A 26,327-nucleotide genomic window follows, 5' to 3' on the forward strand; every position below is an offset into this window, starting at 1 on the left:
TCCGTCAGATCAGAAGGGGCATCCGTCAATTAGCCTAAAATGCTACCTATCCCCTAACCTATATTTGGCGGAGTATTAACTCTAATTTATAAAATTAACAATCATGAAAACATTAAAATTAGTATGTATGGCCATGTTGTGCATGGCAGTAAGTTTAGTTTCCTGTTCGGGGGAAGACGGTGAAACAGGGCCACAAGGACCCGCAGGGGCGGCTGGCGTAGCAGGTACAGATGGAGCGGATGGAGCCGATGGTATCAGCTGTTGGGATTTGAACGGTAATGGTGTAGGTGATGCCGAAGAGGACGTGAACAACGATGGTAATTTTGATGCCATGGATTGCCAGGGTGCAGATGGTGTTGATGGTGCAGATGGTGCAGATGGTGTTGATGGAGCAGATGGAGCAGATGGTGTTGACGGTAATGCGAATGTTCAGCAGTTGGTATTTGATATTTCTGATGAAGCAAATTATAGTTCGCTTGACTTTGATTTAACTACTTTACCGAATCCAGTAACAAATTATGCTTTTTTGTATTATATACAGCAGCCTAATGGATTAAGGTACTCTATACCAGGTGGCTTGAATGGAAATCAATTTTACACAAGGGTACTTTTAAATACAAATTCAGGAAGTGCATTTATCAACTTTCATAATGCATCAACTGATGCAGTAGCAGTTGTTCCCCAAGGATTATATTCACAAGTTATAATTGTTGCCATAGAACTAACCAATACAGGTAAAAACAGCGAAAACATCATGGCCGAGCTAAAAGCTGCCGGTGTGGACACCAGCGATTACAACCAAGTAGCTGCGTATTTTGGTCTAGAGTAATAGTCTCGTAAAAAAGCATTTAACCAAAAGCAAAAAGGCCGGGCATTCGCTCGGCTTTTTTATTTTGAGTTAGTAGTCCGAAGCTCGAAGTTATGGGTTAAGAGTTATGAGTTACGAGTTCCGTGTTACGGGTTGGTAGTCAGGAGTTATGAGTTAAGATGTCATTTTTGAGCTGTCACCCCGAGCGTTGGTCATTGAGCGAAGTCGAAATGAGTCGAGGGGGAAGTTGAGAAATCTATCGGAAGTCCGAAAGCGCTAAATCGGATATTTCGGTGTCATTCCGTTCGGTTGCTGATTGCCTGACTGGACGCGATGTAGGGATGGGTGTAGCCGATGCATTCGCGATAATCCGTGAAATTACTGTCAATCTTAAATACTTAAATATAGGAAATAATCCATATATTTGGAATAAATCCAATACATGAATCCCGAAAACTATATCAAAGGAAGAGGCGCACAGCAGAATACCGATAACCGGTTTTTGCAGCACTCTTTTGAACTTCGGGATGATTTTTTGGAATTCTGTCGGTTGGAGGGAGAAGAAGCGGAAAGCAACAAAACGACCTATATCCCCATTTTTCCCAAAACCATTGTCAACAAGGTGGAGAGTCCCGATGTGGGCATGCAGTATTCCATGAATCCCTATCAAGGCTGTGAACATGGGTGCGTGTACTGTTACGCTAGAAATACGCACGAGTATTGGGGCTATAGTGCTGGGTTGGATTTTGAACGGAAGATTTTGATTAAAAAATCGGCCCCGGAACTTTTGGAGGCCAAGATCAAACATAAAAATTGGAAGGCACAGACCATCGTACTTTCAGGCAATACGGATTGCTACCAACCAGCGGAACGGGAATACGAAATCACCCGAAAATGTTTGGAGGTGTTTTTAAAATATCGGCATCCCGTGGGCATCATTACCAAAAACGCCCTTGTTTTAAGGGATTTGGATGTGTTGAAAGAATTGAATCAGTATGGTTTGGTCGGGGTATATATTTCGGTCACTTCGCTGTCCGAAATAACAAGGCGTTTGCTCGAGCCACGAACGGCTTCCATCCAAAAGCGACTCAAAACCATCCAAACGCTATCCGAAAATGGCATCCCAGTAAACGCAATGTTGGCACCCATGATTCCTGGAATCAATTCGCATGAACTATTGCCATTGGCCAAGGCGGTGGCTGATCATGGCGCACGTTCGTTTGGACTCACGGTGGTTCGGCTTAATGGGACGATTGGGCAATTGTTTTCGGATTGGCTCAGAAAAGCAATGCCAGACAGGGCGGAAAAGGTACTGCACCAAATACAGGATTGCCACGGAGGAACGGTAAATGATTCCAGATTCGGAACCCGAACAAGGGGAGAGGGCAAAATTGCGGAGCAAATCCATCACATGGCACAGCTTGCTAAGAAAAAATATTTTCGGGATAAAAGCTTTCCTACCCTGAACACAGAACTTCATGAACAGTACAAAGATGGGCAGCTAAAGTTATTTTGAGTTTTGGTTAGCAGTTGGAAGTCCGAAGTCAGGAGTCCGAAGTTGGGAGTTACGAGTTATGGGTTTCGGGTTTCGTGTTGCGAGTTAGGATGTCAGTTCGAGTGTTTTTTGGCGGTTTTTGAAAAAAAGAGGCAAAAAATGTATCGAGAACCTGGTTTAGTGAGGAGCCAAGAGCCAGGAATCAAGACTCGGGAGCGAAAAAACCATGGAAAATAGACTTGGTTTGATGGGAAATAGTCAATAAGCAGTTGACACTAATGTCACGAATTAGCACCAATAGGATTCTTTGTCATTTCGAAACGAAGTGAGAAATCTATCCAGAGTCGGAAGACGGAATTTGGGAGTTTCGTGTTTCGTGTTTCGTATTGCGAGTTGCGAGTTGTGAGTGGGCAGTGGCCTCTTTGCAGTCGAGCCATCAAAAAATGGCCATACCGATTCGGCTTGCGGAAAATCCTCCAAAACTCATCTTTAACCCGTAACCCTAAACCTTGAACTTGAAATTTCTACTTGACCTTTGAGTTTGAACTATGCATTTGAATTTGAGTTTTCCCTTGGATTTCTCCATCGCTGCTTCACATCTTATGTCGAAATGACCTTTTTTGAATTTGGACTTGCCTTTTGAGTTTGAACTTGAAATCTGAACTTGAGTTTTTCTGTTGGATTTCTCAATCGATGCTTCGCATCTCATGTCGAAATGACTTCAAATATCCTTCTCTACCTGAGGCATTGACAACAAAAAATGGTCCGAAACGGACCATTTTATATATCAATTTTCTTAGTTTACTTATTCCAACTCCCAGCCTTCACGGTAATCGCGCGTTACCCATTCGTTGGCCTTCTCGTAATTGGTAATTCTCATGTTCTCGCCATCCCACATCAGTTTTCTGCGTCCTGGGGAGTTGTAGGGGTTCCAGTCCCGTGCTGTTTTGCCCGGTTGTAATTCTTTATACTGGTAGGCTTTTACGGCAAGGTTCCCCATCAATACGGTCTCTGTTAGTTTTCCAGCTTTTTCAAAATTGGAAGAAGTTGGTGTTCCGTTTTGGCAACCATCGACAAAGTTGGCAATATGGCCATTCATTCCGCCCGGTACCCGTGGATATTTGGCAGCAGGGGCTTTGTAGAGATCCATCATTTCGGAGGGCAATAAACGGGCGTTTCTGGAATAGGTGTCGCACACCAAAATTCCCTTATCGCCATAGATTACCGTTCCACCACCATTGTCACCAATGGTTTCGCCATCTTTTAATTCGTCTGGTAAATTTGGTTTCAAACCGCCATCGTACCAGTTTAGGGCAATATCGCCGTGCTCTTCGTGCTCAAACTTGAGGTGTATCTTGGAAGAAGGTGGACAGGAATGACTGTAATCCGCTTCCACAAAATCATCTACCCAAACGGTGGTACAACTGGCTTCGGCCTCCGTAGGATACCCGAGGTCCAGCACACTGAAGGGCGTTTCCATAATGTGACAACCCATATCGCCTAAAGCACCGGTTCCGAAATCCCAAAACCCTCTCCATTTAAAGGGAAGATAGGCATCATTGTAATCCCGCATTTTGGCCGGCCCTAACCACAGGTCCCAATCCAATCCTCTTGGGATACGGTCCTTTTGGGTAGGCATGGGCACTCCTTGGGGCCATACAGGTCGGTTGGTCCAACAATCGATGGTGTGTACCTTTCCAATAATACCGGATTCCACCCACTCGCGAGCTATACGGCTATCGTCGCTGGAAGCTCCTTGATTCCCCATTTGGGTGGTGATCCCATTTTCGCGGGCTACCTTGGTCATCAATCGGGCTTCTTGTATGTTGTGCGTGAGCGGTTTTTCCACATAGGCGTGCTTTTTCTCACGCATAAAAGGCAGCGCAATGCTGGCATGTGTATGGTCGGGAGTCGCCACCATAATGGCATCGATATCGCTCAAGCGTTCATCAAAAACCTTGCGGAAGTCTTTGTATCGTTTTACATCGGGAAACTGTTCGTAGGTTTCTTGGGCACGGCGGTCATCCACATCACAAAAGGCCACGAACTTAACGCGTCCCGTATCGTTGAGTCCATTGATAACGTTATTTCCCCTACCACCAACACCAAAGCCTGCCACATACAGGGTGTCGCTGGGGGGAACTTGGGTCTTGCCCAACACATGACTCGGAACAATGGAAAATGCAGCCGAAGCCGCTGCGGTATTTTTGATGAACTTTCTTCTTTGCATCTTGTTTAGTTTGATTTTTTATGTGAGTTCCCAAGATACAAAAAAGGGGAAAAAGAATTTCTAGGATTTATGCTGACCCATCCCATTCCTTGTAAAACTGTTCCAGATAATCCAACATGAACTCATGCCGATTTTCGGCCAGTTTTTTGCCGGTCGGAGTGCGCATCCCATCCTTGAGCAAGAGCAGTTTTTCATAGAAATGATTGATGGTGGGCGCTTTCGATTTTTTGTACTCCTCCTTGGTCATGTTCAGGTTAGGGGGCACCTTCGGGTTGTACAGTTCCCTATTTTTAAAGCCTCCGTAGTTAAAGGCCCTGGCAATGCCAATGGCACCAATGGCGTCCAATCGGTCAGCATCTTGAACAATGTCCATTTCTTTGGAAGTGAATGTCTCCCCATCCTGTTCCAGACTATTTTTAAAGGACATGTGGCGTATAATATTGACGACGTGCACTGTGGTTTCGTGTGAAACCTGCTGGGTCTCCAAGAAATCACGGGCGGTCTGTGGTCCTATCTGTTCGTTGCCATTGTGGAATTTTGGGTCTGCAATGTCGTGCAGCAAAGCGGCCAATTGCACCACAATGGAGTCACCTTCTTCATGCTGTAACAAAAGTTTGGAAGTATTGAAAACCCGTTGGATGTGGAACCAGTCATGGCCTCCTTCGGCATCGCTCAGTTCCCTTTTTACAAAGGCAATTGTATTTTGAATAAGTTGGTTCTCCATTATTATCCCGTTTTGACCCCAGAAACAATTAGGTTTTCAATTTGGGTGATGAGCTCATCAGGGTTTCCCGAATTTTCCAAGGGCGGATGCACATCGAAGGTAACGTGGGAGCCCAATCCCATAGGAAATTTGCCGTAACGGAGCAGTTTCCATGAATTATTAATGCTGATGGGCACGATTAGGGCCGATGGCGCATTTTTCATCATCACTTTTAGACCAGTGGTCCTAAAGGGCTTGGGCACCCCGTTTCGGCTTCGGGTGCCTTCAGGAAAAATCACGGCACTGCGGTTATTGGTTTCAATGTACTTGCCCAACTTTTGAAGCTCGGCAATGGATTGCTTAGGGTCTTTTCTGTTGATCAACGCAGAACCTCCATGGCGAAGGTTATAGGAAACACTTGGGATTCCTTTTCCTAATTCGATTTTGCTGACAAACTTTGGGTGGAACTTGCGCATGTACCAGATAATTGGGGGGATATCGTACATGCTTTGGTGATTGGTCACAATGATGAGGGGTCTATCCGTTGGAAGTTGCTGTTGGTTTCTGAAAGTATACCGGGTTCCCAAAACATTCGTGCACCGCATAATGAACCAATTGAGGACGGATACACTTTTTTTGTGAGCATTATATCCAATCAGATTGAGACACAACCATTGTATGGGATGAAAAATGACCAATACCAGACCAAACAACAGGAAAAAGAGAATGGTCAAAGGATAGGATAACAATTTTAGCACTATGATGGTTTTTAGGTTGCGTAAAAATAAAAAAACCACCTATTAAGGTGGCTATTTGTTATAGGATTTGCCCAATGTTAGCAATGCTCGTTGTAGGCTTCCATCAGGTTTTCCGCGATAAGCTCGGCAGGCCTGCCCTCGATGTGGTGTCTTTCTATCATGTGCACCAACTCCCCATCTTTGAACAAGGCCATGCTTGGTGAAGATGGAGGAAACGGAACCATATGGTTTCTTGCTGTTTGCACGGCATCCATGTCCACACCTGCAAAAACGGTCACCAAGTTGTCGGGTGTCTTACTATTTTGAAGGCTCAATTTGGCTGCAGGTCGGGCATTGGCCGCTGCACAGCCACAAACCGAATTTACTACGACCAATGTGGTGCCGCTCTTTTTTAAAGCATTTTCAACGGCTTCGCTTGTATGTAGTTCTTCAAACCCGGCTCCGGCCAAGTCTTCGCGCATAGGTTTTACCAATTCTTCTGGATACATAGACTTCGATTTAATTAGGATACAAAGATAAGGGATCGTTTGGTTTTTTTCATTACCCTTAACATTGCATAAAGCTTTGTTTGTCAATCAAACCCCTATCTTTGCCCTTTAAATTTTGATGCATGATCAAGTGGATAGCCGCCTTTCTCGGTTATTTTATGTTTAGGTTTCCCGGAGCTGTTTTGGGATTTATCGTAGGAACATTCTTGGACAATTTAGGCGGTTCAAGCAGTAGGTCGGGTTCCATTTTTGAGAATGTGACGCGGCAATCGGTTTCCCCGGCCGATTTTGAGCTGAACCTGCTTTCTTTGTGTTCCATCATTATTAAGGCCGATGGACAGGTAAATCAACGGGAGCTCGACTATGTGCGCCAATATTTTCTGAGCACCTACGGCAAGGAAAAGGCCAATGCCATTTTCAGGACGTTCAACGAGGTCATCAAAAAGCGGGAGATATCTACCCAACGAATTTGTAATTTTATGGTGCAGCGTACCCGTTACGAAGTACGGTTGCAGATGTTGCACTTTCTGTTCGGCATTGCCCAGTCCGATGGGCAGGTGAGCAAGGGCGAAGTGGAAAAGCTCCGTGAAATTGCCGGGTACTTTCGGTTGAGCCAACACGATTTTGAGAGTATCATGGCCATGTTCATCAAATCTGCTGATACGGCGTACAAAATTCTGGAAATCGAGAAGACCGCCACGGACGAAGAAGTCAAGAAGGCATACCGAACCATGGCCAAAAAGTACCATCCGGATAGGGTGGTGACAGAGAACGAAGCTATACGAAAGGGAGCGGAGGAGAAGTTCAAGGAAGTGCAAAAGGCTTACGAGACCATACAAAAAGAAAGAGGTATTTCTTAACCAATATATTATGCAAGAGTTTTTGTTCTACATCAAGTTGGGGCTGGACCACGTGCTGGATTTTGGCGCTTATGATCATATTTTGTTTTTATCAGCCTTGGCCGTACCCTTTACCTTTAGACATTGGAAACGGGTGCTCATATTGGCTACTATTTTTACCATAACGCATTGTCTCTCCTTGGCTTTGTCGGTTTATGAAGTCGCTACCGTTGACGTAAGTCTGATAGAATTTTTGATTCCTGTAACCATACTCCTTACGGCCCTGTTCAATTTTGCCTACGTGTACAAGGAAGCACTTGACGTTGGACTCTTCCTGCACGCATTGGCTACGGCTTTCTTCGGGTTGATCCATGGTTTCGGATTTTCCAATTACTTTAAAATGTTGATGGCCGAGGAGGAGGAAAAGATTACCCCTTTGTTGGGTTTTGCCACGGGAATCGAGCTGTCCCAGGTTACCATTATATTGATGGTTTTGGCCATCGCCTATGTAGTTTTGGACCTATTCAAGGTAAGGCGTTCCATTTTTATAGCAGTAGCATCAATTTTAATCATTGCCATTACAATACCCCTGCTCATTGCTACGTTCCCCAAGTAGGAACCTTCGTTAAATTTTATCGAATAAGGTTGTGAGGGTCTTGTAAAGCAGGTATATTTAGTTAAATATCAGCGTTTTTGGATTTATGAAGGCGAGCAAACAAGAAAAATACGATAAGGCCTACTTGCGGATGGCCCAAGAGTGGGGAAAACTATCGTATTGCAAAAGAAGGCAGGTCGGAGCCATTATCGTCAAGGATAGGATGATCATTTCCGATGGCTACAATGGAACACCCACTGGTTTTGAGAATTACTGTGAAGACGAAGAGGGCTACACCAAATGGTACGTGCTCCATGCTGAAGCCAATGCCATTCTCAAGGTAGCTTCATCCACACAATCCTGTGCAGGGGCCACTTTGTACATTACGTTGTCCCCGTGTAGAGAGTGTAGCAAGCTCGTTCACCAAGCTGGCATAAAACGTGTGGTATACCAGAAAGCGTACAAAGACGACTCTGGATTAAAATTTCTGGAAAGGGCAGGCGTAGAGATTGTGCATTTGCCTGTTTTGGAAGAAATGGTTTAAAACCATAATTGCTATATGAAAAAGATTAAAGGATATATTTGGCCCACGTTACTTGCTTTAGCGGTGGCCCTTGGCATATTTATCGGAGGCAAGCTCCATTTTAATGATTCGCCGGAGAAGCTCTTCTCCACCAATTCCAAAAAGGATAAACTCAATAGGCTTATTGACTACATCGACTATGAATATGTGGATGATGTGGATACCGATAGCATTGTGGACGTGACCGTCAACAATATTTTGGGCAAGTTAGACCCACACTCCGTGTACATTCCCAAAGATGAAATGAAGGACGTTGCGGAAAGCATGAAAGGGGATTTTGCTGGAATAGGAGTGAGTTTCTACATGTACCGCGATACCATTACCGTAATCAGAACCATTAAAAATGGTCCAAGCTACATAGGGGGCATCAAACCTGGCGACCGTATCCTTATGGCCGACAATGACACCCTTTTCGGACGTAGAATAGCCAACGACGATGTGGTTTCCACCTTAAAAGGCAAAATAGGGACCAAGGTCAATCTCAAGGTATATCGAAAGAGCGAAGATAAACTGATGGATGTTCCTGTGGTCCGTGATAGGGTGCCTATACGCAGTGTGGATGCCTACTACATGCTCACCAAGGATATGGGCTACATCAAAATCAATCGTTTTGCCGAGTCCACCTTTGATGAGTTCAAAGACGCGCTCAGAAAATTGAAGTTGCGCGGGGCCGAAAAGTTAACGCTCGACCTCAGGGACAACCCTGGCGGATATTTGGGCATTGCCGAGCAATTGGCCGATGAGTTTTTGGGTGAGGATAAATTGATTCTGTTCACCAAGAACAAAAAAGGGCGAATCAACAAGGCGTATGCCACCAAGAAAGGGGATTTTGAGGACAAACCCGTTTATGTGTTGATCAACGAACGTTCCGCATCTGCCAGTGAAATTATTGCAGGTGCTTTGCAAGACAACGATATTGGGACCATTGTGGGGCGCCGTTCATTTGGAAAGGGACTTGTGCAGCGCGAAATGGATTTGGGTGATGGCTCAGCGGTTCGGCTGACCGTTTCCCGATACTACACCCCAACCGGGCGTTCCATCCAAAAATCCTATAAGGATGGCAACTACGATTATTACCATAGGTTCATGGAGCGATACGAAAGCGGAGAACTGCTCTCTGCGGACAGTATCAAAGTAGCCGATTCCTTAAAGTTTGTTACCCCAAAAGGAAAGGTAGTCTATGGTGGTGGAGGAATTATTCCCGATGTATTTGTGCCTATTGGCAGTAATCAAGAGGAAGCCATTGAGAGTATGGATGAGACCTATCAATTCTTTGCAAGGTTTATTTTTGAGCACTTGGAGGAGGATCGGACCCGATATGAAGGGTACACCCAAAACGAGTTTTTGGATGAATTCCGAGTGGATGATATCCTTTTTGATAACTTTATCCAATTTGTGCTGGACCGCAAAATAAAGTTGGACTTCTACGCATACGAGGACAAGATAAAGGCTTATCTAAAGGCCAATATTGCGGAACAGTTGTTCTCGCCCAACTTATCCGCGCAGATCAAAGGAGATTACGACAGCATGTTGCAACGGGTCAAGGAGTTGGACAAGGCCGATATCGAAGCTTCACAACTTGGTTCGGTGGAAATGAAACCTTAGATCAATCCTTTAGTTTCTTGTCGATTTTTTTGGAGGTCATAAAAATCAACATCAACACAATGGCACACAATGAGGCCACTATCCCGATAAGGGCAATGGTGCTATCGCCCTGAAAAGGTTGTTCAAAATCGACCAAGGTGACGTTAAAGGCAATAAGGGCCAAAGCAAGTACGATTAAAATTACGGCGAAGGTCTTGTTCATAGCATTGTTTTAAGCAGCGTGCGACAATAACTCGTTTACATTGGTGGCAAAAAGTTTTACGGCAATGGCCATTAAGATGACCCCAAACACTTTTCGAATAATATTAAGTCCATTTTTGCCCAAAATCCGTTCGATCTTGGCACTGGACTTTAGCACGATGTATACAAAGATAACGTTTATAATAATGGCGACGATAATGTTCTCCACGTGGTATTCTGCCCGTAAGGAGAGAATAGATGTCAAGGTACCTGCACCAGCAATCAATGGAAAGGCGATGGGCACAATGGATGCCGTCTCAGGCTCATCATCCCGGTAAAGCGATATGCCTAAAATCATTTCAATAGCCAGGAAAAAGATGATAAAAGCCCCGGCCACGGCAAAGGAATTGACATCTATACCTATCAACTTTAGGATGCTTTCACCAACAAATAGGAAGGCAATCATGATACAGGTGGCCACAATGGAGGCCTTTTCGGACTGCACGTGCCCCACTTTACGGCGAAGCGATAAAATAATCGGGATACTTCCCAAAATATCGATTACGGCAAACAAGATCATTCCAGCGGTTGCTATTTCCTTTACGTTAAAATTCATGGCGTCATTTTTTTCGGACGGCAAATTTACGGGTAAAAAATACTTTTGGATCACATAAAATGTTTAGAAATCATCAATTTTTTGGTTTTAGATTACCTTTGCCAAAAAAGTAAGGGCAGACTATGTTCCAGATTGGAAAAACCATTGTATCCGAAGAGATTTTGGAGAATGATTTTGTATGCAACCTAACCGCATGCAAAGGTGCTTGTTGTGTAGGAGGAGAATACGGGGCGCCATTGGAAGATGCTGAAACCGATAAATTGGTGGACATCTACCATAAGGTGAAACCGTTTTTGCGTCCTGAAGGTATTGCTGCCATTGAAGAACAGGGTGCTTTTGTAAAAGGTGAAGATGGGGAATGGGAAACGCCTTTGGTGGACAACAATGAATGTGCTTATGTGATCTTTTCCGATAAGGGCATCGCCAAATGCGGTCTTGAGGCTGCCTACGAAGCGGGAGCTACCAAGTGGAAGAAACCTCTTTCTTGCTATTTATACCCTGTTCGCACACGGGAGTACAGCGAATTCACCGCGGTGAACTACCACAAATGGGAAATATGCGACCCTGCCTGTACGTTGGGGGCAGAACTAAAGGTGCCGATATACAAATTTGTAAAGGATGCCTTGATCAAAAAGTTTGGCAAAAAGTGGTATAGCGAACTGGAAGAGGTCGCGGCAGCAAGCGCTAAATCGTAGGGATGTCCAATACCACTTTGGTTCCGTTGGGATCCCCGTTCTCATCGAACAGGTCCAAAATATCCACATCAAATTTGTTCTGGTAGTCCTTGGCAAAATTGGCCAAGCGTTCCTTGGTGATGCGAATTCCAAGTGATTTGCGTTTCAATACCCGATTTTCCTTGTTTACCTCGGCCATGGTGCGCCCAATGCCATTGTCCACAATCTCTATGGAAACATGGCCCTTGTCCTTGTGTTTTACGTTGATCTGGATTTTTTTATCCCCTTCTTTTGGTGATAATCCGTGCCAGAGAGAGTTTTCCAAAAAGGGTTGCAGGGTGAGCGAAGGTATTTTGATGTTGTCTATATTGATATCTTCCTCTACCTCAATTTTAAAATCGATTTCATTGGAAAAGCGTATGTTTTCAATGTTCATGTAAAGTTCCATGGTCTCCAATTCCTCCGATAAGGGGATTTCCTTTTGTGAAGATGCCTCCAGAATCTTACGGACGAGTTTTGAAAACTTGTTTAGGTAGTGAACAGCGTTTTTCTGTTCGTTGTTGATGATATAAAGCTTGATGGAGTTCAAGGAATTAAATAGAAAATGGGGATTCATTTGGCTGCGCAGCATTTGCTGCTCCAAAGTGAGCACCCTTTTTTCGTTTTTGCTCTGGTATTGGCGGTAAAGAATATAAAGGATGGACGAAATCAGTCCTACGATCAAGGCACTGACCAAAAGCGTTGTCTGGTTTTTTTTAAGTCGTAACCGCACAATTTCATTCTCTTTGGCCAACACCGCGATCTGGTTGTTCTTTTTCTCATTTTCGTACCGAACGATGATGTCGTTCATGTACCTTAGATTGGTAGCGCTTGAAATCTGCTTTTCGGATTCGGATGCCTTTTTGTAGAACTCATATGCCATTTTGAAATTCCCCCTGGTTTGTTCTAAAAACGTCATTTTTTCGTATCCATAGAGGATATTGGTGGGAATATTTCGGTTTTGCGCCATTTTTAATCCCTCTTGGATAAAATCTTCTGCCACTTTGTAGTTCGCCAGTTTGGTATGGGCCCATCCTGTGTTGATGTAGACCAAGGAAGTAATGGAAAAGTCTCCGATTTTTTTGGCTTCTTCCTGCAAGGGTTCCAAGAGTACCAGGGCCAGATAGGGCATGTCCTGCTTCAAGTAGATTTGGGCCAAACTATTTTTGCAAATGACACGGCCGATATCCGAATCGATTTCCTCGTTATAGGCCAAGGACTTTCTGTAGTTTTCCAGTGCGCCCTCCAAATCGCCTTTTTCTTCCAAGCAATGTCCTATGTTCTGGTGATTGATGGCCAAGCCCAACTTATTGTTCAGCTCCTCTTCCAGTTTTAGGGCCCTTTTAAACTGCATAATGGCCAAATCGTACTGTTCCAAGGTTTGGTACAGGTTTCCGATTCCGTTCAGGGCCACATTGATACTGCGCTTGATGTGGTTGGATGGGTTCTCCACTTCTTCTGCCAACTCGAGTGCTTTTTGGTTGTAGTCCAAAGCGGTTTTAATGGCATCCGTGCGTCTATAGACCACCCCGAGCATATTAAGGCTCAAAATCTTAAAGTCGGTACTATTGCCCTCTTCTGCCGCCTCCAGTGCCTGTTCATGGAGGTTGACAGACTTTTCGTATTGGGAAAAGTTACGATATTTCATGCCCAATTGATTCAGCGCATAGGATTGTCCCACTGGATAATCGTTCGCTGCACTCAAGTCGGCAAAATATCGTAGAAGGGTGGTGTCCTTTTTTTCTTCATAAAGCTCTTGGTCCAGAACTTCATAGGTTTTTGGTTGTAACTGAACAAGGGTTTCCGCTTTTTCCTGAAATGCTTCTGGAATTTCTTGGGCTTCCAATCCCCCTAGAACCAAGAAAAAAAGGAAAGCCGTAACCGCCGACCTTTGTGCTCGATACAGGTTTTCGATGGGATGGAACTTTGATGTGGGCACGGGAATACGGGTATTAGAGCATATCCAAAAAGTCGGATTTTTTTTGCCGGGACACTGGGATTTTATGGTTGGATTCCAAGACTACGTAGCCGTCCGTTTTGAGGAACTCCTTTATTTTATTAAGATTGATGATGTATGAATTGTGTATGCGGAAGAAACAGTTTTCAGGAAGCAGGGAATTGACCTCCTTTAATTTTTTGGTGAGTAGGATCTTTTGGCCGTCCGTCAAAAAAATGGTACTGTAGTTACCGTCGGATTCTGCATAAAGAATATCGTCGCTGTGCAGGAAAACGAGCTTACCGTCGGTGTTGATGGTAATTTTTTTGCTCTGTGATTCTGAATTGAAGTTGAGCAATATTTTCTCCAATCGTTCTACCGTCAGGTTTTTGGCGTTGTATTTTTTGATTTTGGCCAGGGTTACTTCAAGATCATCGGAATCTATGGGTTTTAAAAGATAGTCGATGGCCTCGTTCTTCAGGGCCTGTAGCGCATATTGATTGTAAGCCGTGGTGATGACAACGGGAAAATCCTTGTTCTTTAGATTCTTGATGAACTGAAAACCGTCCATGGAGGGCATTTCGATATCGAGGAACAAACAATCGGGCGTGTTCTGTTCCAAATAGTTCAAGGCTTCGCGTGCATCTGTAAAGGATGCAATAATATCCACCTCATCGCTCAAATTGGTCAGCTCCCAACTCAAACTCTGAAGGGCCTTGATTTCATCATCGACGATTACGGCTTCTATCATAAAACTATATACCTAAATTCAAATTTAGAATTATTCTTCACATAGTGCTAAAATTATGTGTTAATGGATCAGCAGCACGTATAACTGGCATAAAAATCAAAATCAAGGGAAAAAGCCGCATTTTTTAAGAGTATCAAAATCAAAAAACAAGAAAAGGATTACAAACAGCGAAAAAATGGCAAAACCAATTATACATAAAATGATGCAATTTATACATAGAACCCCTATTGCATATTTGTTGTTAATTATCTTCGGCCTGACTAAAAACCAATAGATACTGGAGCCATGCGAAAATGCATTGTTTTGTTCTTGATTTTTGTTGTAGCCTTGTTCTTTGCCTCGGTGGCAGAAAAGAAAGAGACTAAATGGAACGAGGATTGGAAGGAAATGGTCGTGAAGAAATAGCTTAGGCTCCAAATGTTCTTTAAAATTTTGTATTACCAAAAAATTGTACGGCCACAGCAACCAATCATCTGATTGTATAAACCGCTTGCACAATTCATCTTTGATCAGGGTGTGATTCGGATTTGATTTTAGGTTTCGGGGGAACTACCTAGAACGAAAAGAATCTTTTAAACCAGGATTGAAGAGGCCGTACTCTTTGGTAATATATGGCTTTGGCCGGTTCATCATAAAAGTTTGACCAAGTAGGGATATTAATTCCCCACTTGGTCTTTTTTGTTTTATGTGGTTCTATTCCCATTGGTCAACTCGATTTCTTGCTTTCCTCTAGATGTCAACATTTTATGTTAAAAACTTTGTCGTTGTTTCTGGCGTAGCCACTTTAGAATTTGACCGTATTTTTCAATCTTTGTCCACGCAAACCAAGGCCTTCGTTTTCCATTAAAAATGGATGGAAAAAAAGAAAAAGTTAACTGGGCCGGTTAAGAATTTTGTTGCAGTGATGCCTATTTTTACCACCAGTTTTAGTGCTGGATTACAGTACGTGTGATAGTGTTTATTGATTTAATACCTCGGACAAGTTCACCCCCCAATAGAACATTCCGGGGTATTTTTGTTACTGTGGATAACTAAAAAAGCCTCCAAAACTGGAGGCTTTTCTGATTTGAGTGCTTTGCGATTTACAAAGACCAAGCTTTTCCGCCTGTCAATGTCTGCAGATCGCCGCAAGGGATGTACTCCCCTGGTATGGGTGCATAGGCCAGTACCTCTTCACCAATATATTCCGAGGATTTATAGGCCCAAGTGGCCAAGCCCCTTAAATCGTTGGCAAAGGAGAAGCGGACAACCTCATCATCCAGAACTCCTTCGCCGCCTTGCATAATAGCCTCCATATAGTTCATGATGGCTTCGGAGTGGGCTTCCTCTTCCTCTTTCGTCCTTTTTCTGAGGTACGTTTTCAAGGCTGGTTCGATGTCTGCTGGTTCTACGTCCATCAGCGTTTCTTTACCGGAATCGGTAAGAACCTTGTCGTAGAAATTGTTCATTTGCATCATTACAAACTCCCTTTGCTCCAACGGCATTACCTCATCCAAATACGCGTCAATGAACACATGTACGTTCATCTCGGTGGCAGAAGGTGTATCCGTTTTTGGCAGAATTACGTCCAGGGTCTGTGCCAAGGCGTAACCGTGTTCTTTGCTAAGGAAGCTTGGTGTCCATTCAGCAAATGCCGGCTTGTCCTTACAGCTCTGTAAAAGCGAGAGCAGGGTTGGGGTGGCTACGGCATATCCGAAAGCCAATCCCATATTTTTGAGTGCTGATCTTCTTTCCATTATATATTTCCTTTTTTAAGTTCTTGGGCGGCGTGGTTGGCTGCCCTTGCCGTAAATGCCATATAGGTCAACGATGGGTTCACGCAACTGGCAGAGGTCATAAACGCACCATCGGTTACGTATACGTTCTCACATCCATGTACTTGGTTGTTCCCGTTTACCACGGAGGTTTTTGGGTCGCTTCCCATACGGGCCGTTCCCATTTCGTGAATACCAAGACCAAGTGCGTAGGGTGCATCAAAAGGAGTAATATCCTTGGCACCGGCTTTCTCAAGCATCTGCACTGCTTGATCCTGCATGTCCTTACGCATGTTCAGTTCATTTTCCCGGATTTCCGCATCAAAGGTAACCGTAGGAAGTCCCCATTGATCTTTTTTATCGTAATCCAAGGTCATTTTGTTTTCGTGGTAAGGCAGTACCTCACCAAAAGCATTGATGCTAAAGTTCCAACCACCTGGGGTCAGCACGGCATCTTTATACTCTTTACCAAAGGACGCCTCGGCGACCAATTCTTCGTAATTTCCTCTACTGGCACCTCCTTGGTAGCCATAACCACGCTTAAAGGAGCTTACATCGGAGTCACCGCCCAAGTTTCTAAATCTTGGAATGTAGACACCGTTGGGCTTTCTGCCTTTGTAATATTTGTCCTCGAATCCATCAAACTTACCGGAAGCACCTACTTGGAAGTGGTGGTCCATCAAGTTATGGCCCAGCTCACCGGAATCGTTGCCCAATCCATTGGGGAATCGGTCCGATCTGGATTGCATCAAAATGGAAGTGGATGCAACCGCAGAAGCACAAAGGAAAATTACTTTGGCCTTGAACTCGTAGGCTTCTTTGGTTTCCCTATCGATAACTTTTACGCCCGTAGCTTTTTTGGTATTTGGGTCGTAAATGATTTCATGAACAATGGAGTCTGGCCTTAGGGTAAGGTTGCCTGTGCGCTCCGCAACCGGAAGCGTTGAGGAAACACTGCTAAAGTATGCTCCGAATGGACATCCTCTAATACAACGGTTCCTGAATTGGCAACGTACACGGCCATCGCCCTCAAATTGTTTGTCACTATTAATGTGGGCCACCCTTCCTGCAGTGATCACACGACCATTAAAGTGTTCGGCCACTTTGCCGCGCACCAAATCTTCTACACAGTTGAGCTCCATCATCGGCTCAAATTTGCCATCGGGTAATTGTGGCAAGCCCAGATTTTCACCGGAAACTCCAATAAAACTTTCCACTTTATCGTACCAAGGGGCTATATCCTTGTAGCGCACGGGCCAATCCACGGCAATGCCTTCGTTCTTGTTGGCCGTAAAATCGATATCGCTCCAGCGGTAGCTATGGCGACCCCACATAATGGAACGCCCACCTACATGGTAGCCACGCATCCAATCGAATCGCTTTACTTCGTTATACGGGTGGTCCAAATCGTTTACGAACCAATGTTTGGATGCAGCAGATGTGGTATACCCAGTTCTGGATTGTTTTTCCTGCTTCTTAATGTCTTCTCGGGTTGCCTGTCCTGCATGGGGAAAATCCCAAGGGTCTTTGTTGGCCGTTGGGTAATCGTCGCGGTGCTTCACCATGGGCCCACGCTCCAAGACCAAGGTCTTGAGACCGTTTTCGCACAATTCTTTGGCAGCCCAACCTCCACTGATGCCCGTTCCTACCACGATGGCATCATAGGATTCCTGCTCTTGATTGTAATAAAATTTACTCATTTATTCGGATTGTTTATTTGCTAAATGTATTAATTATTAAATTAATTTTCTACATTTAAACCCTATGTTTATTGAGAATTCAGCACTATAACGTTATAGTTTTTGGGTTCTCGAAGAAATTAACCAACGTAAAAATATGAACAAAAGTAGTTTAGCACAGAAAAGTATCGTCACGTTGATCGCAGTGGCTTTTTTGGGATTTTATTCCTGTAAACAGAATCCAAAGAAAGAAACGGCCGATGAAACCGCCACCGAAGAAGTGGCTGCCGAAGAGTCAAAACCAGATATTAAACTTTCCTTGGCCCAATGGTCGATGCACAAAATGATATTTGAGGAGGGCGTAGATCCTTACAGCTTTGCCGAGAAAGCCAGCGAGTGGGGTTTTGAAGGTCTGGAATATGTGAGCGGCCTGTACTACAAAGAACTTGAAGCGGCCGATTTTTCGGAAGAGGCCATGAACAACTGGGTAGAAAAAAGCAAGGCCGAAAGCGAAAAGTATGGATTAAAGAATTTGCTGATCATGGTCGATGGCCAAGGTGATATTGCCGTGCCGGACGAAGCAGATAGGTCAAAGGCTGTGGAAAACCATTACAAATGGGTAGATGCTGCCGCTGCATTGGGCTGTCACTCCATACGTGTTAACCTCAATGGAAGCATGGAGCCCGAAGTATGGATGCCAGCATCCGTTGCCGGACTTACCCAATTGGCCACCTATGCCAAGGACAAAAACATCAATATCATTGTAGAAAACCACGGAGGACCATCATCCAATGCGCAATTGTTGGCGGAAGTGATGGAAAAAGTAGGTATGGACAACTGCGGTACCTTGCCCGATTTTGGGAACTTCTGCATCAAAAGGGAAGCTGGCGACTACTATTCGTCCAAATGTTTGGAAGAATATGACCGCTACAAAGGAACCAAAGAGCTGATGCCTTATGCCAAAGGGGTAAGCGCCAAATCTTACAGTTTTGATGAGCAAGGAAATGAAACAAGGGTAGATTACCCAAGAATTATGGAGATAGTGCTCGATTCTGGATACGAAGGTTTTGTGGGAGTTGAGTACGAAGGCTCTGAATTGAGCGAAGAGGAAGGCATTTTGGCCACCAAAAGACTCTTGGAAAGAATATTGGAGTAATCCGACCAAAGATGAATGGGTAGATGAAGGGATTTTTTCAACAGCTCTTCGATTACAATTATTATTGTAACAAAAAAATGATTGATCAATGCAGTGGTCCGGACAAGGTTCCGGACAACTGCATTAGACTTTTTAGTCACATACTCAATGCCCATCATATTTGGAACCAAAGAATTTTAGGGAATACGTCTGATTATGGGGTCTGGGACCTGCACATGGTAGAACGGTGGGAAGATATCCATTACGATAACCAACGCACAACCTTTGAAATTCTTTCCGGTACGGATGCCTTGGAAAATCGGGTGGAATACACCAATAGTGCAGGAAAGGTATTTACCAACGAAGTGAAGGACATACTTTTTCATATCATCAATCATTCAACCCACCACCGGGGACAAATGATGAGGACCTTTCGCGATGAAGGTCTCACGCCCGAACCTTTGGATTACATTTTTTACAAAAGATAGAAACCACTAACGCATAGTTTACATGAATAGTAAGATCAAACTCCAGCTCTCCTTTATGATGTTCCTCGAATTTTTTATCTGGGGAGGTTGGTTTGTTACCTTAGGAATATATCTGCCGAATACCTTGGACGCCAGCGGCAGTGAAACGGCCCTTGCGTACTCTAGCCAATCGTGGGGAGCCATTATTGCCCCGTTCATCATCGGATTAATAGCAGATAGGTACTTTAACGCAGAGCGCATTTTGGGTGTGCTCCATTTAATAGGGGCCTTCCTTATGTACCAAATGGCATCGGCCGACGATATTTCCATATTTGTGCCCTATGTTTTTGGTTATATGATTGCCTACATGCCCACATTGGCCTTGGTCAACTCGGTTTCGTTCAACCAAATGAAGGACCCGTCCAAAGAGTTTGCCTTTATCCGTGTGTTCGGTACCATTGGTTGGATCATCGCCGGTTTGGTCTTTATCAGTTTGATATTTCAATGGGATTCACCTGAAAATATAGCCAACGGAGCACTTAGGAATACCTTTATCATGACAGCCATTGCGTCGGGTATTTTGGGAGTGTTCAGTTTTACCCTTCCAAAGACACCTCCAAAGGTGGACAAAGAAGAGAAAGTGTCCATTTCGGAAATATTGGGTCTCGATGCATTGAAACTTCTAAACGATAGGAACTATTTGATTTTCTTCATAGCCTCCGTTTTGATATGCATCCCGCTTGGGTTCTACTATCAACATGCGGGTCAATATCTAGGGGAGATAGGAGCCTCCATCAACCTGGCAGGGTCGGAAATAGGACCCGCCGGAATGATGACCATAGGGCAGATATCCGAGGTTCTCTTCATGCTGTTATTGCCCTTTTTCTTTAAAAAATTTGGATTTAAAAAAACCATTTTGGTGGGAATGATTGCTTGGCTTGTTCGATATGTACTGTTCGCCTACGGGAACACAGGTGAGTTTGTATTTATGCTCATTATCGGGATTGCCTTGCACGGTATCTGTTATGACTTTTTCTTTGTGTCCGGTCAAATTTATACCGATACCAAAGCAGGTGAAAAATATAAAAGTGCCGCACAAGGATTGATTACCCTGGCCACATATGGAGTGGGGATGCTGATCGGATTCTGGGTGGCAGGTCAAATTGTGGATACCTATCAACTGCCCGATAATACCCACGATTGGGTAAGCGTGTGGAGGTTCCCAGCTATCTTTGCCCTTGCGGTCGGAATCCTTTTTGCCGTACTTTTCAAAAATGAAAAAGTAGAATATAAATCTTAGGTGCAACCAAAACCAACTAACTCAAACATGAAAAATGTAAACAAGAACCAGCTTTTTATAGCGGCCTGTATTTCACTCGTCGTTACATCCATGACCTTTGCCATTCGGGCCGGTATTTTGACCCAGCTGGGGGAAGAATTTGAACTTTCCAACCAGCAATTGGGTTGGATCAACAGTATGGCCTTTTTTGGATTTCCGATCGCCATGATCTTCGGGGGTCTGCTCTATAATAAGGTTGGAGCCCGCAAACTGATGGTGGCCGCCTTTGTATGCCATTTATTGGGCTTGGTGCTCACTATTGTGGCCGGAGGTTTCTGGACACTTATTATTTCAACCTTCTTTATTGGTTTTGCCAATGGCTCTGTGGAAGCTGCCTGTAACCCTATGATAGCCGACATGTACACCAAAAACCGTACGGCGATGCTCAACAAATTCCACGTTTGGTTCCCTGGAGGTATCGTGATCGGTTCCTTGATCTCCAAGTTCATGACCGATTTTGGAATGGGCTGGCAATTGCAGATCGGGGTCATGTTGATTCCTACGTTCATTTACGGTTATATGTTCTTTAAACAACAATTTCCTGAAAGTGAACATATCGAAACAGATACTACAAAAAACATCAAAGGTCTTGCCGATCCTTTGTTCATCTTTATCCTGATTTGTATGACCCTTACGGCCATATCCGAATTTGGGCCACAGCAATGGGTGGAGCGTATCCTTGGAAACTCGGGGGCAAGCCCCATGTTGGTGCTTGCCATGGTAACGGGCATTATGGCTATTGGCCGATATTTTGCCGGGCCCATTGTACATCGCATCAATCCCATTGGTGTATTGCTTATGTCTGCCGTAGTGACTACCGCCGCGGTATATAGTATGAGCATTGCCGAAGGATCCATGATCTATTTGGCCGCCATTTTATTTGCTTTGGGAGTTTGTTATTTTTGGCCTACCATGATCGGGTTTACCTCCGAATATCTGCCCAAAACAGGTGCTTTGGGAATGTCGCTGGTAGGTGGAGCGGGCATGTTCGCCACCTCCATTTGGCAACCGGTGATCGGGGGCTGGCTGGACACCGCAAAAAATGAGGCGTTGGCCTCTGGTTTGGCCGATCAAGTGGCCGAACTTACCGCCGGAAAGGCGACCTTGGGGAAAATGATGTTTTTCCCGCTCGCGGTAGCCGTACTGTTCTTCATTTTATTCCTTTTACGAAAAAAGCTTGAAGAGCGAAGAGTGCCGCAAGGACATGCAACGGAAGAAATTGTTTAATAAATATAAAGATTAGAAAATGCCGAAAAAGATTAGACTAGGAATTCTTGGAGGAGGAGGGGATTCTCTTATCGGGGTGCTGCACAGGGTCGCATCCTTCATCAATGACAACTACGAAATTGTGGGAGCGGTCTTCAATCCAGATCACGAGGACAGCATCGCTTTTGCCAAGGAGATAGACATCCCTACCAACCGTATCTATAAAGATTTTGATACGCTGGTCGAGGAGGAAATGAAGTTGCCGGAAGATGAGCGTATTCAGGTATGCTCCATCCTTACACCCAACTTCCTTCATTTTCCCATGGCAAAGAAGCTGTTGGACCACGGGTTTCATGTCATTTGTGAAAAACCGATGACCACCACCTACGAAGAAGCCAAAATTTTACGGGATACCCTTAAAAAGGCCGGGACCGTTTTTGCGGTGACCCACACCTATACCGGTTATCCTATGGTGCGCCAAATGAGGGAGATGATCAAGGAAGGCGTTATTGGAAAAGTGCACAAGGTAGACGCCCAATATTATCAGGGTTGGATGAACCCCATTATCCACGACAAAGAAAAAAGAGGCAGTGTATGGAGGTTGGACCCCAAAAAAGCAGGTATCAGTTCCTGTATGGGAGATATCGGGGTACATGCCTTTAACCTGATCGAGTTCACCACAGGATTGCAAGTGCAATCCCTTTTGTGCGACTTCAATTATGTTTATGATGACAATGTGATGGACATGGATGGAACCGCTCTTATCCGTTTGGACAAGAATGTAAAAGGCGTCATTCGGGCGAGTCAAGTGGCCACTGGTGAAGAAAACAACCTTACTATTGCCATTTACGGTCAAAAAGGAGGCTTGAAATGGGAACAGGAAAACCCAAACTATTTGTACAAGCTGAACGACCCCGAACCATTACAGGTATATAAACCGGGACATCAATACAACTCAGCATTGTCATTGGACGGTACTAAACTGCCACCGGGGCACCCCGAAGGTATTTTTGATGCCATGGCCAATATTTATCTTGGCGTGGCAAAGGCCATTCGTGGCGAAGAGTACAATAGTGGCGAATTCCCTACCATGACGGACGGGGTTAGAGGCCTTAATTTTATTGAGAATACCGTGGCCTCCCACAAACAAGGAAATATTTGGGTAGACATGGATTGATTTCCGTTTACCTGAGCAATATGGTTGTTTGAAAAAAGAGTAGTAAACCTGAAAAAAGTTGAGGTTGAAGAACTTGTTTCAGGCAGCCATTACTTTTTAAAGAGCATTTCAAACTGTTCGAAAACGACGATCATACTCTCTTTGGGAGTCTTGTCGAATTGGGCAAGCTCACGCGTAAAGTTGTCCCAATGCACTTTTTTCCAGTGTTCGAGGCTTTTATCGCCAACACCTTCCAAACGTGCATGTTCCTCTCTTACGCTGAAGTACGGGAGCAGTTTAACTGCAGTGGTGCGAATCACGCACTTGGCCTTTCCTTCCCAATCGGTCACCACGGCAAAATCTCCAATTTTGGGGAGTGGTTTCCCTTTTAATTGTAAAACTTGTAAGGAATGGGACGTTGCTCTTTTGGTCTCTTTACAGACCAAATCGGCACATAGGTTGGCATCTTTCTCGTTGTCGCCAAAGTGAATGACTTTCGGGGCATCCTCGGAGGCAAATTCCAAATGGGCATCCAAAAAATCGCCCCACAGATTTCGGGCAGAAGCATTATCCATAAGTAGTGTTTAAAAAAAATGGTTAGCTGTTTTAATTGTTAACGAATTCCTATCTTTAGGTCTTAACCACATGAGACGTAAAAATAGCATAGTTTTTTTCTTAAATATAGAAGATAAATCCCAATTTGTTTGGGGTTATCGAATCCCTTAAAATTAATTTCAATGAAAACAATCAAAGGACCAGCAGTGTTCTTAGCGCAGTTCGTGGACAGTCAACCTCCGTTCAATACCTTGGACGGCATGTGTAAATGGGCCTCCGATTTAGGCTATAAAGGCATTCAGATTCCCACATGGGAATCGTTCCTCATAGATTTGGACAAGGCTGCCGAAAGTCAGGATTATTGCGATGAACTCAAAGGCAAGATTAATTCCTATGGATTGGAAATCACCGAGCTATCCACCCATTTGCAAGGGCAATTGGTTGCCGTTCATCCAGCATACGATATCATGTTCGATAATTTTGCTCCCAAGGAACTCCACGGAAAGCCCAAGGAACGTACCCAATGGGCCGTAGAAACTGTAAAAAAAGCAGCCACCGCCAGCCGCAGATTAGGGCTTAAGGCGCACGCTACCTTTTCTGGCTCCCTGCTCTGGCACACCGCACACCCATGGCCACAGCGTCCAGCAGGCTTGGTAGAAATGGGATTTGAGGAATTGGCGAAAAGATGGATGCCCATTTTGGACCATTTTGATAAAGAAGGCGTGGATGTTTGCTATGAAATTCATCCAGGCGAAGATCTTCACGATGGTGATACGTTTGAACGATTTTTGGAAGCGACTGGCAATCACAAGCGCGTTAATATTTTATACGACCCAAGTCACTTTGTGTTACAGCAACTGGATTATATCGCCTATATCGACCACTACCATGAGTTCATCAAATCCTTTCACGTAAAAGATTCCGAATTTAACCCAACTGGCAAGAAAGGTGCCTTTGGCGGTTACAATGATTGGGGGGACAGAGCGGGAAGGTACCGTTCTTTAGGTGATGGACAGATTGACTTTAAGACCATTTTTTCCAAACTGACGCAATATGGTTGCGATGTGTGGGCCGTAATGGAGTGGGAATGCTGTATCAAGAGCCCGGAACAAGGTGCTAGGGAAGGCGCTAAATTTATTCAAGATCATATCATAGAAGCCACAACCAAAACCTTTGATGATTTCGCGGGAGCGGACATCGATAAAGAAAAACTGAAAAACATACTGGGATTATGAAAAAACCATTGCTGTTCGTAGCCCTTGCCATTGCTGTTGCATGCAAGGATAAACCAAAGGAAAACAAAGAAGAAGTACAGGAAGAAATGACCGAGACCGTTGAAGAAAAAGAGTCAGAGTGGACCACACTTTTCGATGGTGAAAGTTTTGATGGCTGGCACATGTACAACGGGGGAGCCGTAACAGAACCTTGGAAATTGGAGGATGGCGCTATGGTGTTTTATCCACCCGAAGAAAGACCCGAAGGCACTAGTTACAACCTCGTTAGCGACCAAGAGTTTACCGACTTTGTGCTGACCTTGGACTGGAAGATTGCCGAAGGAGGAAACAGCGGCATTTTTTGGGCCGTAAAAGAAGACGAAAAATACGGTCAACCCTATCTCACCGGACCCGAAATACAAGTGTTGGACAACGAACGCCATCCCGATGCACAAAATGGTGATGATCGTTTGGCGGGAGCCCTTTATGATATGGTTTCACCTTCAAAAGATGTAACGAATCCTGCTGGTGAATGGAATACAGTTGAATTGATGATCAACCACAAGACCAATGAAGGACATGTAGTACTTAACGGAACCAAAATAGTGGAATTTCCCGTGCAAGGAACTGGGTGGGATGAATTGATCGCCGATTCAAAATTTGCCGATTGGGAAGATTTCGCCGCCTTCACTACAGGCAAGATTGGACTGCAGGACCATGGGGATATGGTCGCTTTTAGAAACATAAAAATTAAGGAGTTATAAGATGATGAAAACACAAAATCTTTTAATGATACTGGCCCTATTTGTTTTCGGATGGACCACAGCGCAAGAAAAGGAACCCACCACACCAGAGGAAACCGAAATATACGAACCTGTTCCTCCCAAGGTCACCCCAGGTGAAAATGGAGCCCCTCCAAGCGATGCCATTGTACTGTTTGATGGTACCTCCTTGGATAATTGGATCAGTTCCGTAGACAGCACGGCGGCAAAATGGATATTGAATGATGATGGAAGCATGACGGTGAAGGACCGCACAGGCGATATTCAGACCAAGCAAAATTTTGGGAGCGTACAGTTGCACATCGAATGGAAATCCCCGGCCGAAGTTCAGCGTGATGGGCAAAACAGAGGTAATAGCGGGGTATTTTTGAACAACTTGTATGAAGTACAGGTGTTGGACAACAACAACAACGACACTTATGTGAACGGTCAGGTGGGATCTATTTACAAGCAACATGTGCCCTTGGCCATGGCTTCGGTGCCTTCAGGCGAGTGGAACACCTATGACATCATTTACCATGCTCCCGAATTTGAAAAGGGTCAAAAGGTAAAATCAGGAACCCTTACCGTGATTCATAACGGAGTGTTGATACAGGACCATGTGGAGATCAAGGGTACCACCCCTTACATTGGATGGCCCAAAAACCCGCCGCACGGAAAAGGACCTCTGCGTTTGCAGGACCACGGAGACAACAGCAGGGTAAGCTACAGAAATATATGGGTAAGGGAGTTGGACTAGC

General features: G+C 44.5%; 26 protein-coding genes. 15 read left to right on the forward strand and 11 right to left on the reverse strand.

Annotation, left to right across the window (positions count from 1 at the left end):
* Nucleotides 1-103 precede the first annotated feature (103 nt).
* A complete protein-coding gene (locus GGE08_RS02770) occupies nt 104-829 on the forward strand; it encodes a hypothetical protein (RefSeq protein ID WP_179383369.1) in 726 nt (241 codons plus the stop codon).
* A gap of 421 nt (nt 830-1,250) precedes the next feature.
* Entirely contained in the window at nt 1,251-2,324 is a 1,074-nt protein-coding gene (locus GGE08_RS02775; RefSeq protein WP_179383370.1) for a PA0069 family radical SAM protein, read from the forward strand.
* 784 nt (nt 2,325-3,108) lie between these two features.
* Here the strand turns inward: GGE08_RS02775 and GGE08_RS02780 are convergent.
* The 4 genes from GGE08_RS02780 to GGE08_RS02795 all read right to left on the reverse strand — a co-directional run bounded on the left by GGE08_RS02780 (nt 3,109) and on the right by GGE08_RS02795 (nt 6,482).
* Nucleotides 3,109-4,533 (reverse strand): Gfo/Idh/MocA family protein, encoded by a 1,425-nt coding sequence (locus GGE08_RS02780; protein WP_179383371.1) that lies wholly within the window; start codon nt 4,531-4,533, stop codon nt 3,109-3,111.
* A gap of 67 nt (nt 4,534-4,600) precedes the next feature.
* Nucleotides 4,601-5,257: an HD domain-containing protein gene (locus tag GGE08_RS02785; RefSeq protein WP_218847489.1), complete on the reverse strand. Its 657-nt coding sequence runs from the start codon at nt 5,255-5,257 to the stop codon at nt 4,601-4,603.
* A gap of 2 nt (nt 5,258-5,259) precedes the next feature.
* Nucleotides 5,260-5,994 carry a lysophospholipid acyltransferase family protein gene (locus tag GGE08_RS02790; RefSeq protein WP_179383372.1) on the reverse strand — a complete coding sequence of 245 codons (735 nt, stop codon included), beginning with the start codon at nt 5,992-5,994 and terminating at the stop codon, nt 5,260-5,262.
* Nucleotides 5,995-6,071: 77 nt separating this feature from the next.
* The gene (locus tag GGE08_RS02795) at nt 6,072-6,482 is read right to left on the reverse strand and encodes a BrxA/BrxB family bacilliredoxin (protein ID WP_179383373.1); all 411 of its coding nucleotides are present in this window, start codon (nt 6,480-6,482) and stop codon (nt 6,072-6,074) included.
* Nucleotides 6,483-6,604: 122 nt separating this feature from the next.
* Between GGE08_RS02795 and GGE08_RS02800 the strand changes: the two genes are divergently transcribed.
* The 4 genes from GGE08_RS02800 to GGE08_RS02815 all read left to right on the forward strand — a co-directional run bounded on the left by GGE08_RS02800 (nt 6,605) and on the right by GGE08_RS02815 (nt 10,104).
* Entirely contained in the window at nt 6,605-7,342 is a 738-nt protein-coding gene (locus GGE08_RS02800; protein WP_179383374.1) for a TerB family tellurite resistance protein, read from the forward strand.
* A gap of 10 nt (nt 7,343-7,352) precedes the next feature.
* Nucleotides 7,353-7,937: a HupE/UreJ family protein gene (locus tag GGE08_RS02805; RefSeq protein ID WP_179383375.1), complete on the forward strand. Its 585-nt coding sequence runs from the start codon at nt 7,353-7,355 to the stop codon at nt 7,935-7,937.
* Between the two features lie 85 nt (nt 7,938-8,022).
* A complete protein-coding gene (locus GGE08_RS02810; RefSeq protein ID WP_179383376.1) occupies nt 8,023-8,460 on the forward strand; it encodes a deoxycytidylate deaminase in 438 nt (145 codons plus the stop codon).
* Between the two features lie 15 nt (nt 8,461-8,475).
* Nucleotides 8,476-10,104, forward strand: a complete 1,629-nt coding sequence (locus GGE08_RS02815; protein ID WP_179383377.1) for a S41 family peptidase — start codon at nt 8,476-8,478, stop codon at nt 10,102-10,104.
* 1 nt (nt 10,105) lies between these two features.
* Here GGE08_RS02815 and GGE08_RS02820 read toward each other — a convergent pair whose 3' ends face one another.
* Together GGE08_RS02820 and GGE08_RS02825 are read right to left on the reverse strand one after the other, a co-directional pair.
* Complete coding sequence (locus GGE08_RS02820) at nt 10,106-10,306, reverse strand: hypothetical protein (RefSeq protein ID WP_179383378.1); 201 nt, start codon at nt 10,304-10,306, stop codon at nt 10,106-10,108.
* Nucleotides 10,307-10,315: 9 nt separating this feature from the next.
* Nucleotides 10,316-10,900 carry a MarC family protein gene (locus GGE08_RS02825; RefSeq protein ID WP_127140527.1) on the reverse strand — a complete coding sequence of 195 codons (585 nt, stop codon included), beginning with the start codon at nt 10,898-10,900 and terminating at the stop codon, nt 10,316-10,318.
* Nucleotides 10,901-11,022: 122 nt separating this feature from the next.
* Here GGE08_RS02825 and GGE08_RS02830 point away from each other — a divergent pair, with 122 nt between their 5' ends.
* Nucleotides 11,023-11,595, forward strand: a complete 573-nt coding sequence (locus GGE08_RS02830) for a DUF3109 family protein (RefSeq protein ID WP_179383379.1) — start codon at nt 11,023-11,025, stop codon at nt 11,593-11,595.
* Here the strand turns inward: GGE08_RS02830 and GGE08_RS02835 are convergent.
* From GGE08_RS02835 to GGE08_RS02850, 4 genes are all read right to left on the reverse strand, one after another.
* Nucleotides 11,585-13,552 carry a tetratricopeptide repeat protein gene (locus tag GGE08_RS02835; protein ID WP_179383380.1) on the reverse strand — a complete coding sequence of 656 codons (1,968 nt, stop codon included), beginning with the start codon at nt 13,550-13,552 and terminating at the stop codon, nt 11,585-11,587. The two genes, GGE08_RS02830 and GGE08_RS02835, sit on opposite strands and share 11 nt — an antisense overlap.
* Before the next feature lie 13 nt (nt 13,553-13,565).
* Entirely contained in the window at nt 13,566-14,300 is a 735-nt protein-coding gene (locus GGE08_RS02840) for a LytTR family DNA-binding domain-containing protein (protein ID WP_179383381.1), read from the reverse strand.
* A 1,082-nt stretch (nt 14,301-15,382) separates the two neighbouring features.
* Nucleotides 15,383-16,036, reverse strand: a complete 654-nt coding sequence (locus GGE08_RS02845; RefSeq protein ID WP_179383382.1) for a gluconate 2-dehydrogenase subunit 3 family protein — start codon at nt 16,034-16,036, stop codon at nt 15,383-15,385.
* Entirely contained in the window at nt 16,036-17,754 is a 1,719-nt protein-coding gene (locus tag GGE08_RS02850) for a GMC oxidoreductase (RefSeq protein WP_179383383.1), read from the reverse strand. The genes GGE08_RS02845 and GGE08_RS02850 overlap by 1 nt, the downstream gene beginning before the upstream one ends.
* A gap of 136 nt (nt 17,755-17,890) precedes the next feature.
* Between GGE08_RS02850 and GGE08_RS02855 the strand changes: the two genes are divergently transcribed.
* From GGE08_RS02855 to GGE08_RS02875, 5 genes are read left to right on the forward strand one after another with little or no spacing between them, the layout of a single operon-like run.
* On the forward strand, nt 17,891-18,889 hold the full coding sequence (locus tag GGE08_RS02855; protein WP_179383384.1) for a sugar phosphate isomerase/epimerase: 999 nt from the start codon (nt 17,891-17,893) through the stop codon (nt 18,887-18,889).
* 23 nt (nt 18,890-18,912) lie between these two features.
* Nucleotides 18,913-19,356, forward strand: coding sequence for a DinB family protein (locus tag GGE08_RS02860; RefSeq protein ID WP_179383385.1), 444 nt, complete (start codon nt 18,913-18,915; stop codon nt 19,354-19,356).
* A gap of 22 nt (nt 19,357-19,378) precedes the next feature.
* Entirely contained in the window at nt 19,379-20,635 is a 1,257-nt protein-coding gene (locus tag GGE08_RS02865) for an MFS transporter (RefSeq protein ID WP_179383386.1), read from the forward strand.
* Nucleotides 20,636-20,662: 27 nt separating this feature from the next.
* Complete coding sequence (locus GGE08_RS02870) at nt 20,663-21,901, forward strand: sugar MFS transporter (protein WP_179383387.1); 1,239 nt, start codon at nt 20,663-20,665, stop codon at nt 21,899-21,901.
* Between the two features lie 19 nt (nt 21,902-21,920).
* Nucleotides 21,921-23,057, forward strand: a complete 1,137-nt coding sequence (locus GGE08_RS02875) for a Gfo/Idh/MocA family protein (RefSeq protein ID WP_179383388.1) — start codon at nt 21,921-21,923, stop codon at nt 23,055-23,057.
* A gap of 89 nt (nt 23,058-23,146) precedes the next feature.
* Here GGE08_RS02875 and GGE08_RS02880 read toward each other — a convergent pair whose 3' ends face one another.
* A complete protein-coding gene (locus tag GGE08_RS02880; RefSeq protein WP_179383389.1) occupies nt 23,147-23,611 on the reverse strand; it encodes an ASCH domain-containing protein in 465 nt (154 codons plus the stop codon).
* A 162-nt stretch (nt 23,612-23,773) separates the two neighbouring features.
* Here GGE08_RS02880 and GGE08_RS02885 point away from each other — a divergent pair, with 162 nt between their 5' ends.
* From GGE08_RS02885 to GGE08_RS02895, 3 genes are read left to right on the forward strand one after another with little or no spacing between them, the layout of a single operon-like run.
* On the forward strand, nt 23,774-24,826 hold the full coding sequence (locus tag GGE08_RS02885) for a sugar phosphate isomerase/epimerase family protein (RefSeq protein WP_127140537.1): 1,053 nt from the start codon (nt 23,774-23,776) through the stop codon (nt 24,824-24,826).
* Nucleotides 24,823-25,569 (forward strand): DUF1080 domain-containing protein, encoded by a 747-nt coding sequence (locus tag GGE08_RS02890; protein ID WP_179383390.1) that lies wholly within the window; start codon nt 24,823-24,825, stop codon nt 25,567-25,569. The genes GGE08_RS02885 and GGE08_RS02890 overlap by 4 nt, the downstream gene beginning before the upstream one ends.
* 25 nt (nt 25,570-25,594) lie before the next feature.
* Nucleotides 25,595-26,326 (forward strand): DUF1080 domain-containing protein, encoded by a 732-nt coding sequence (locus GGE08_RS02895; protein WP_257023955.1) that lies wholly within the window; start codon nt 25,595-25,597, stop codon nt 26,324-26,326.
* The last annotated feature ends 1 nt before the right edge of the window (nt 26,327 follow it).

It is taken from the genome of Allomuricauda sp. ARW1Y1, assembly GCF_013407935.1.
Taxonomy (GTDB): Bacteria; Bacteroidota; Bacteroidia; order Flavobacteriales; family Flavobacteriaceae; genus Flagellimonas.

What these genes read in the sequence shown, in the direction of transcription:
- GGE08_RS02770 (WP_179383369.1), top strand. Translation starts at nt 104, where the DNA reads ATGAAAACATTAAAATTAGTATGTATGGCCATGTTGTGCATGGCAGTA.
- GGE08_RS02775 (WP_179383370.1), top strand. Translation starts at nt 1,251, where the DNA reads ATGAATCCCGAAAACTATATCAAAGGAAGAGGCGCACAGCAGAATACC.
- GGE08_RS02780 (WP_179383371.1), bottom strand. Translation starts at nt 4,533, where the DNA reads ATGCAAAGAAGAAAGTTCATCAAAAATACCGCAGCGGCTTCGGCTGCA.
- GGE08_RS02785 (WP_218847489.1), bottom strand. Translation starts at nt 5,257, where the DNA reads ATGGAGAACCAACTTATTCAAAATACAATTGCCTTTGTAAAAAGGGAA.
- GGE08_RS02795 (WP_179383373.1), bottom strand. Translation starts at nt 6,482, where the DNA reads ATGTATCCAGAAGAATTGGTAAAACCTATGCGCGAAGACTTGGCCGGA.
- GGE08_RS02800 (WP_179383374.1), top strand. Translation starts at nt 6,605, where the DNA reads ATGATCAAGTGGATAGCCGCCTTTCTCGGTTATTTTATGTTTAGGTTT.
- GGE08_RS02805 (WP_179383375.1), top strand. Translation starts at nt 7,353, where the DNA reads ATGCAAGAGTTTTTGTTCTACATCAAGTTGGGGCTGGACCACGTGCTG.
- GGE08_RS02810 (WP_179383376.1), top strand. Translation starts at nt 8,023, where the DNA reads ATGAAGGCGAGCAAACAAGAAAAATACGATAAGGCCTACTTGCGGATG.
- GGE08_RS02815 (WP_179383377.1), top strand. Translation starts at nt 8,476, where the DNA reads ATGAAAAAGATTAAAGGATATATTTGGCCCACGTTACTTGCTTTAGCG.
- GGE08_RS02820 (WP_179383378.1), bottom strand. Translation starts at nt 10,306, where the DNA reads ATGAACAAGACCTTCGCCGTAATTTTAATCGTACTTGCTTTGGCCCTT.
- GGE08_RS02825 (WP_127140527.1), bottom strand. Translation starts at nt 10,900, where the DNA reads ATGAATTTTAACGTAAAGGAAATAGCAACCGCTGGAATGATCTTGTTT.
- GGE08_RS02830 (WP_179383379.1), top strand. Translation starts at nt 11,023, where the DNA reads ATGTTCCAGATTGGAAAAACCATTGTATCCGAAGAGATTTTGGAGAAT.
- GGE08_RS02840 (WP_179383381.1), bottom strand. Translation starts at nt 14,300, where the DNA reads ATGATAGAAGCCGTAATCGTCGATGATGAAATCAAGGCCCTTCAGAGT.
- GGE08_RS02845 (WP_179383382.1), bottom strand. Translation starts at nt 16,036, where the DNA reads ATGGAAAGAAGATCAGCACTCAAAAATATGGGATTGGCTTTCGGATAT.
- GGE08_RS02850 (WP_179383383.1), bottom strand. Translation starts at nt 17,754, where the DNA reads ATGAGTAAATTTTATTACAATCAAGAGCAGGAATCCTATGATGCCATC.
- GGE08_RS02855 (WP_179383384.1), top strand. Translation starts at nt 17,891, where the DNA reads ATGAACAAAAGTAGTTTAGCACAGAAAAGTATCGTCACGTTGATCGCA.
- GGE08_RS02860 (WP_179383385.1), top strand. Translation starts at nt 18,913, where the DNA reads ATGAAGGGATTTTTTCAACAGCTCTTCGATTACAATTATTATTGTAAC.
- GGE08_RS02865 (WP_179383386.1), top strand. Translation starts at nt 19,379, where the DNA reads ATGAATAGTAAGATCAAACTCCAGCTCTCCTTTATGATGTTCCTCGAA.
- GGE08_RS02870 (WP_179383387.1), top strand. Translation starts at nt 20,663, where the DNA reads ATGAAAAATGTAAACAAGAACCAGCTTTTTATAGCGGCCTGTATTTCA.
- GGE08_RS02875 (WP_179383388.1), top strand. Translation starts at nt 21,921, where the DNA reads ATGCCGAAAAAGATTAGACTAGGAATTCTTGGAGGAGGAGGGGATTCT.
- GGE08_RS02880 (WP_179383389.1), bottom strand. Translation starts at nt 23,611, where the DNA reads ATGGATAATGCTTCTGCCCGAAATCTGTGGGGCGATTTTTTGGATGCC.
- GGE08_RS02885 (WP_127140537.1), top strand. Translation starts at nt 23,774, where the DNA reads ATGAAAACAATCAAAGGACCAGCAGTGTTCTTAGCGCAGTTCGTGGAC.
- GGE08_RS02890 (WP_179383390.1), top strand. Translation starts at nt 24,823, where the DNA reads ATGAAAAAACCATTGCTGTTCGTAGCCCTTGCCATTGCTGTTGCATGC.
- GGE08_RS02895 (WP_257023955.1), top strand. Translation starts at nt 25,595, where the DNA reads ATGATACTGGCCCTATTTGTTTTCGGATGGACCACAGCGCAAGAAAAG.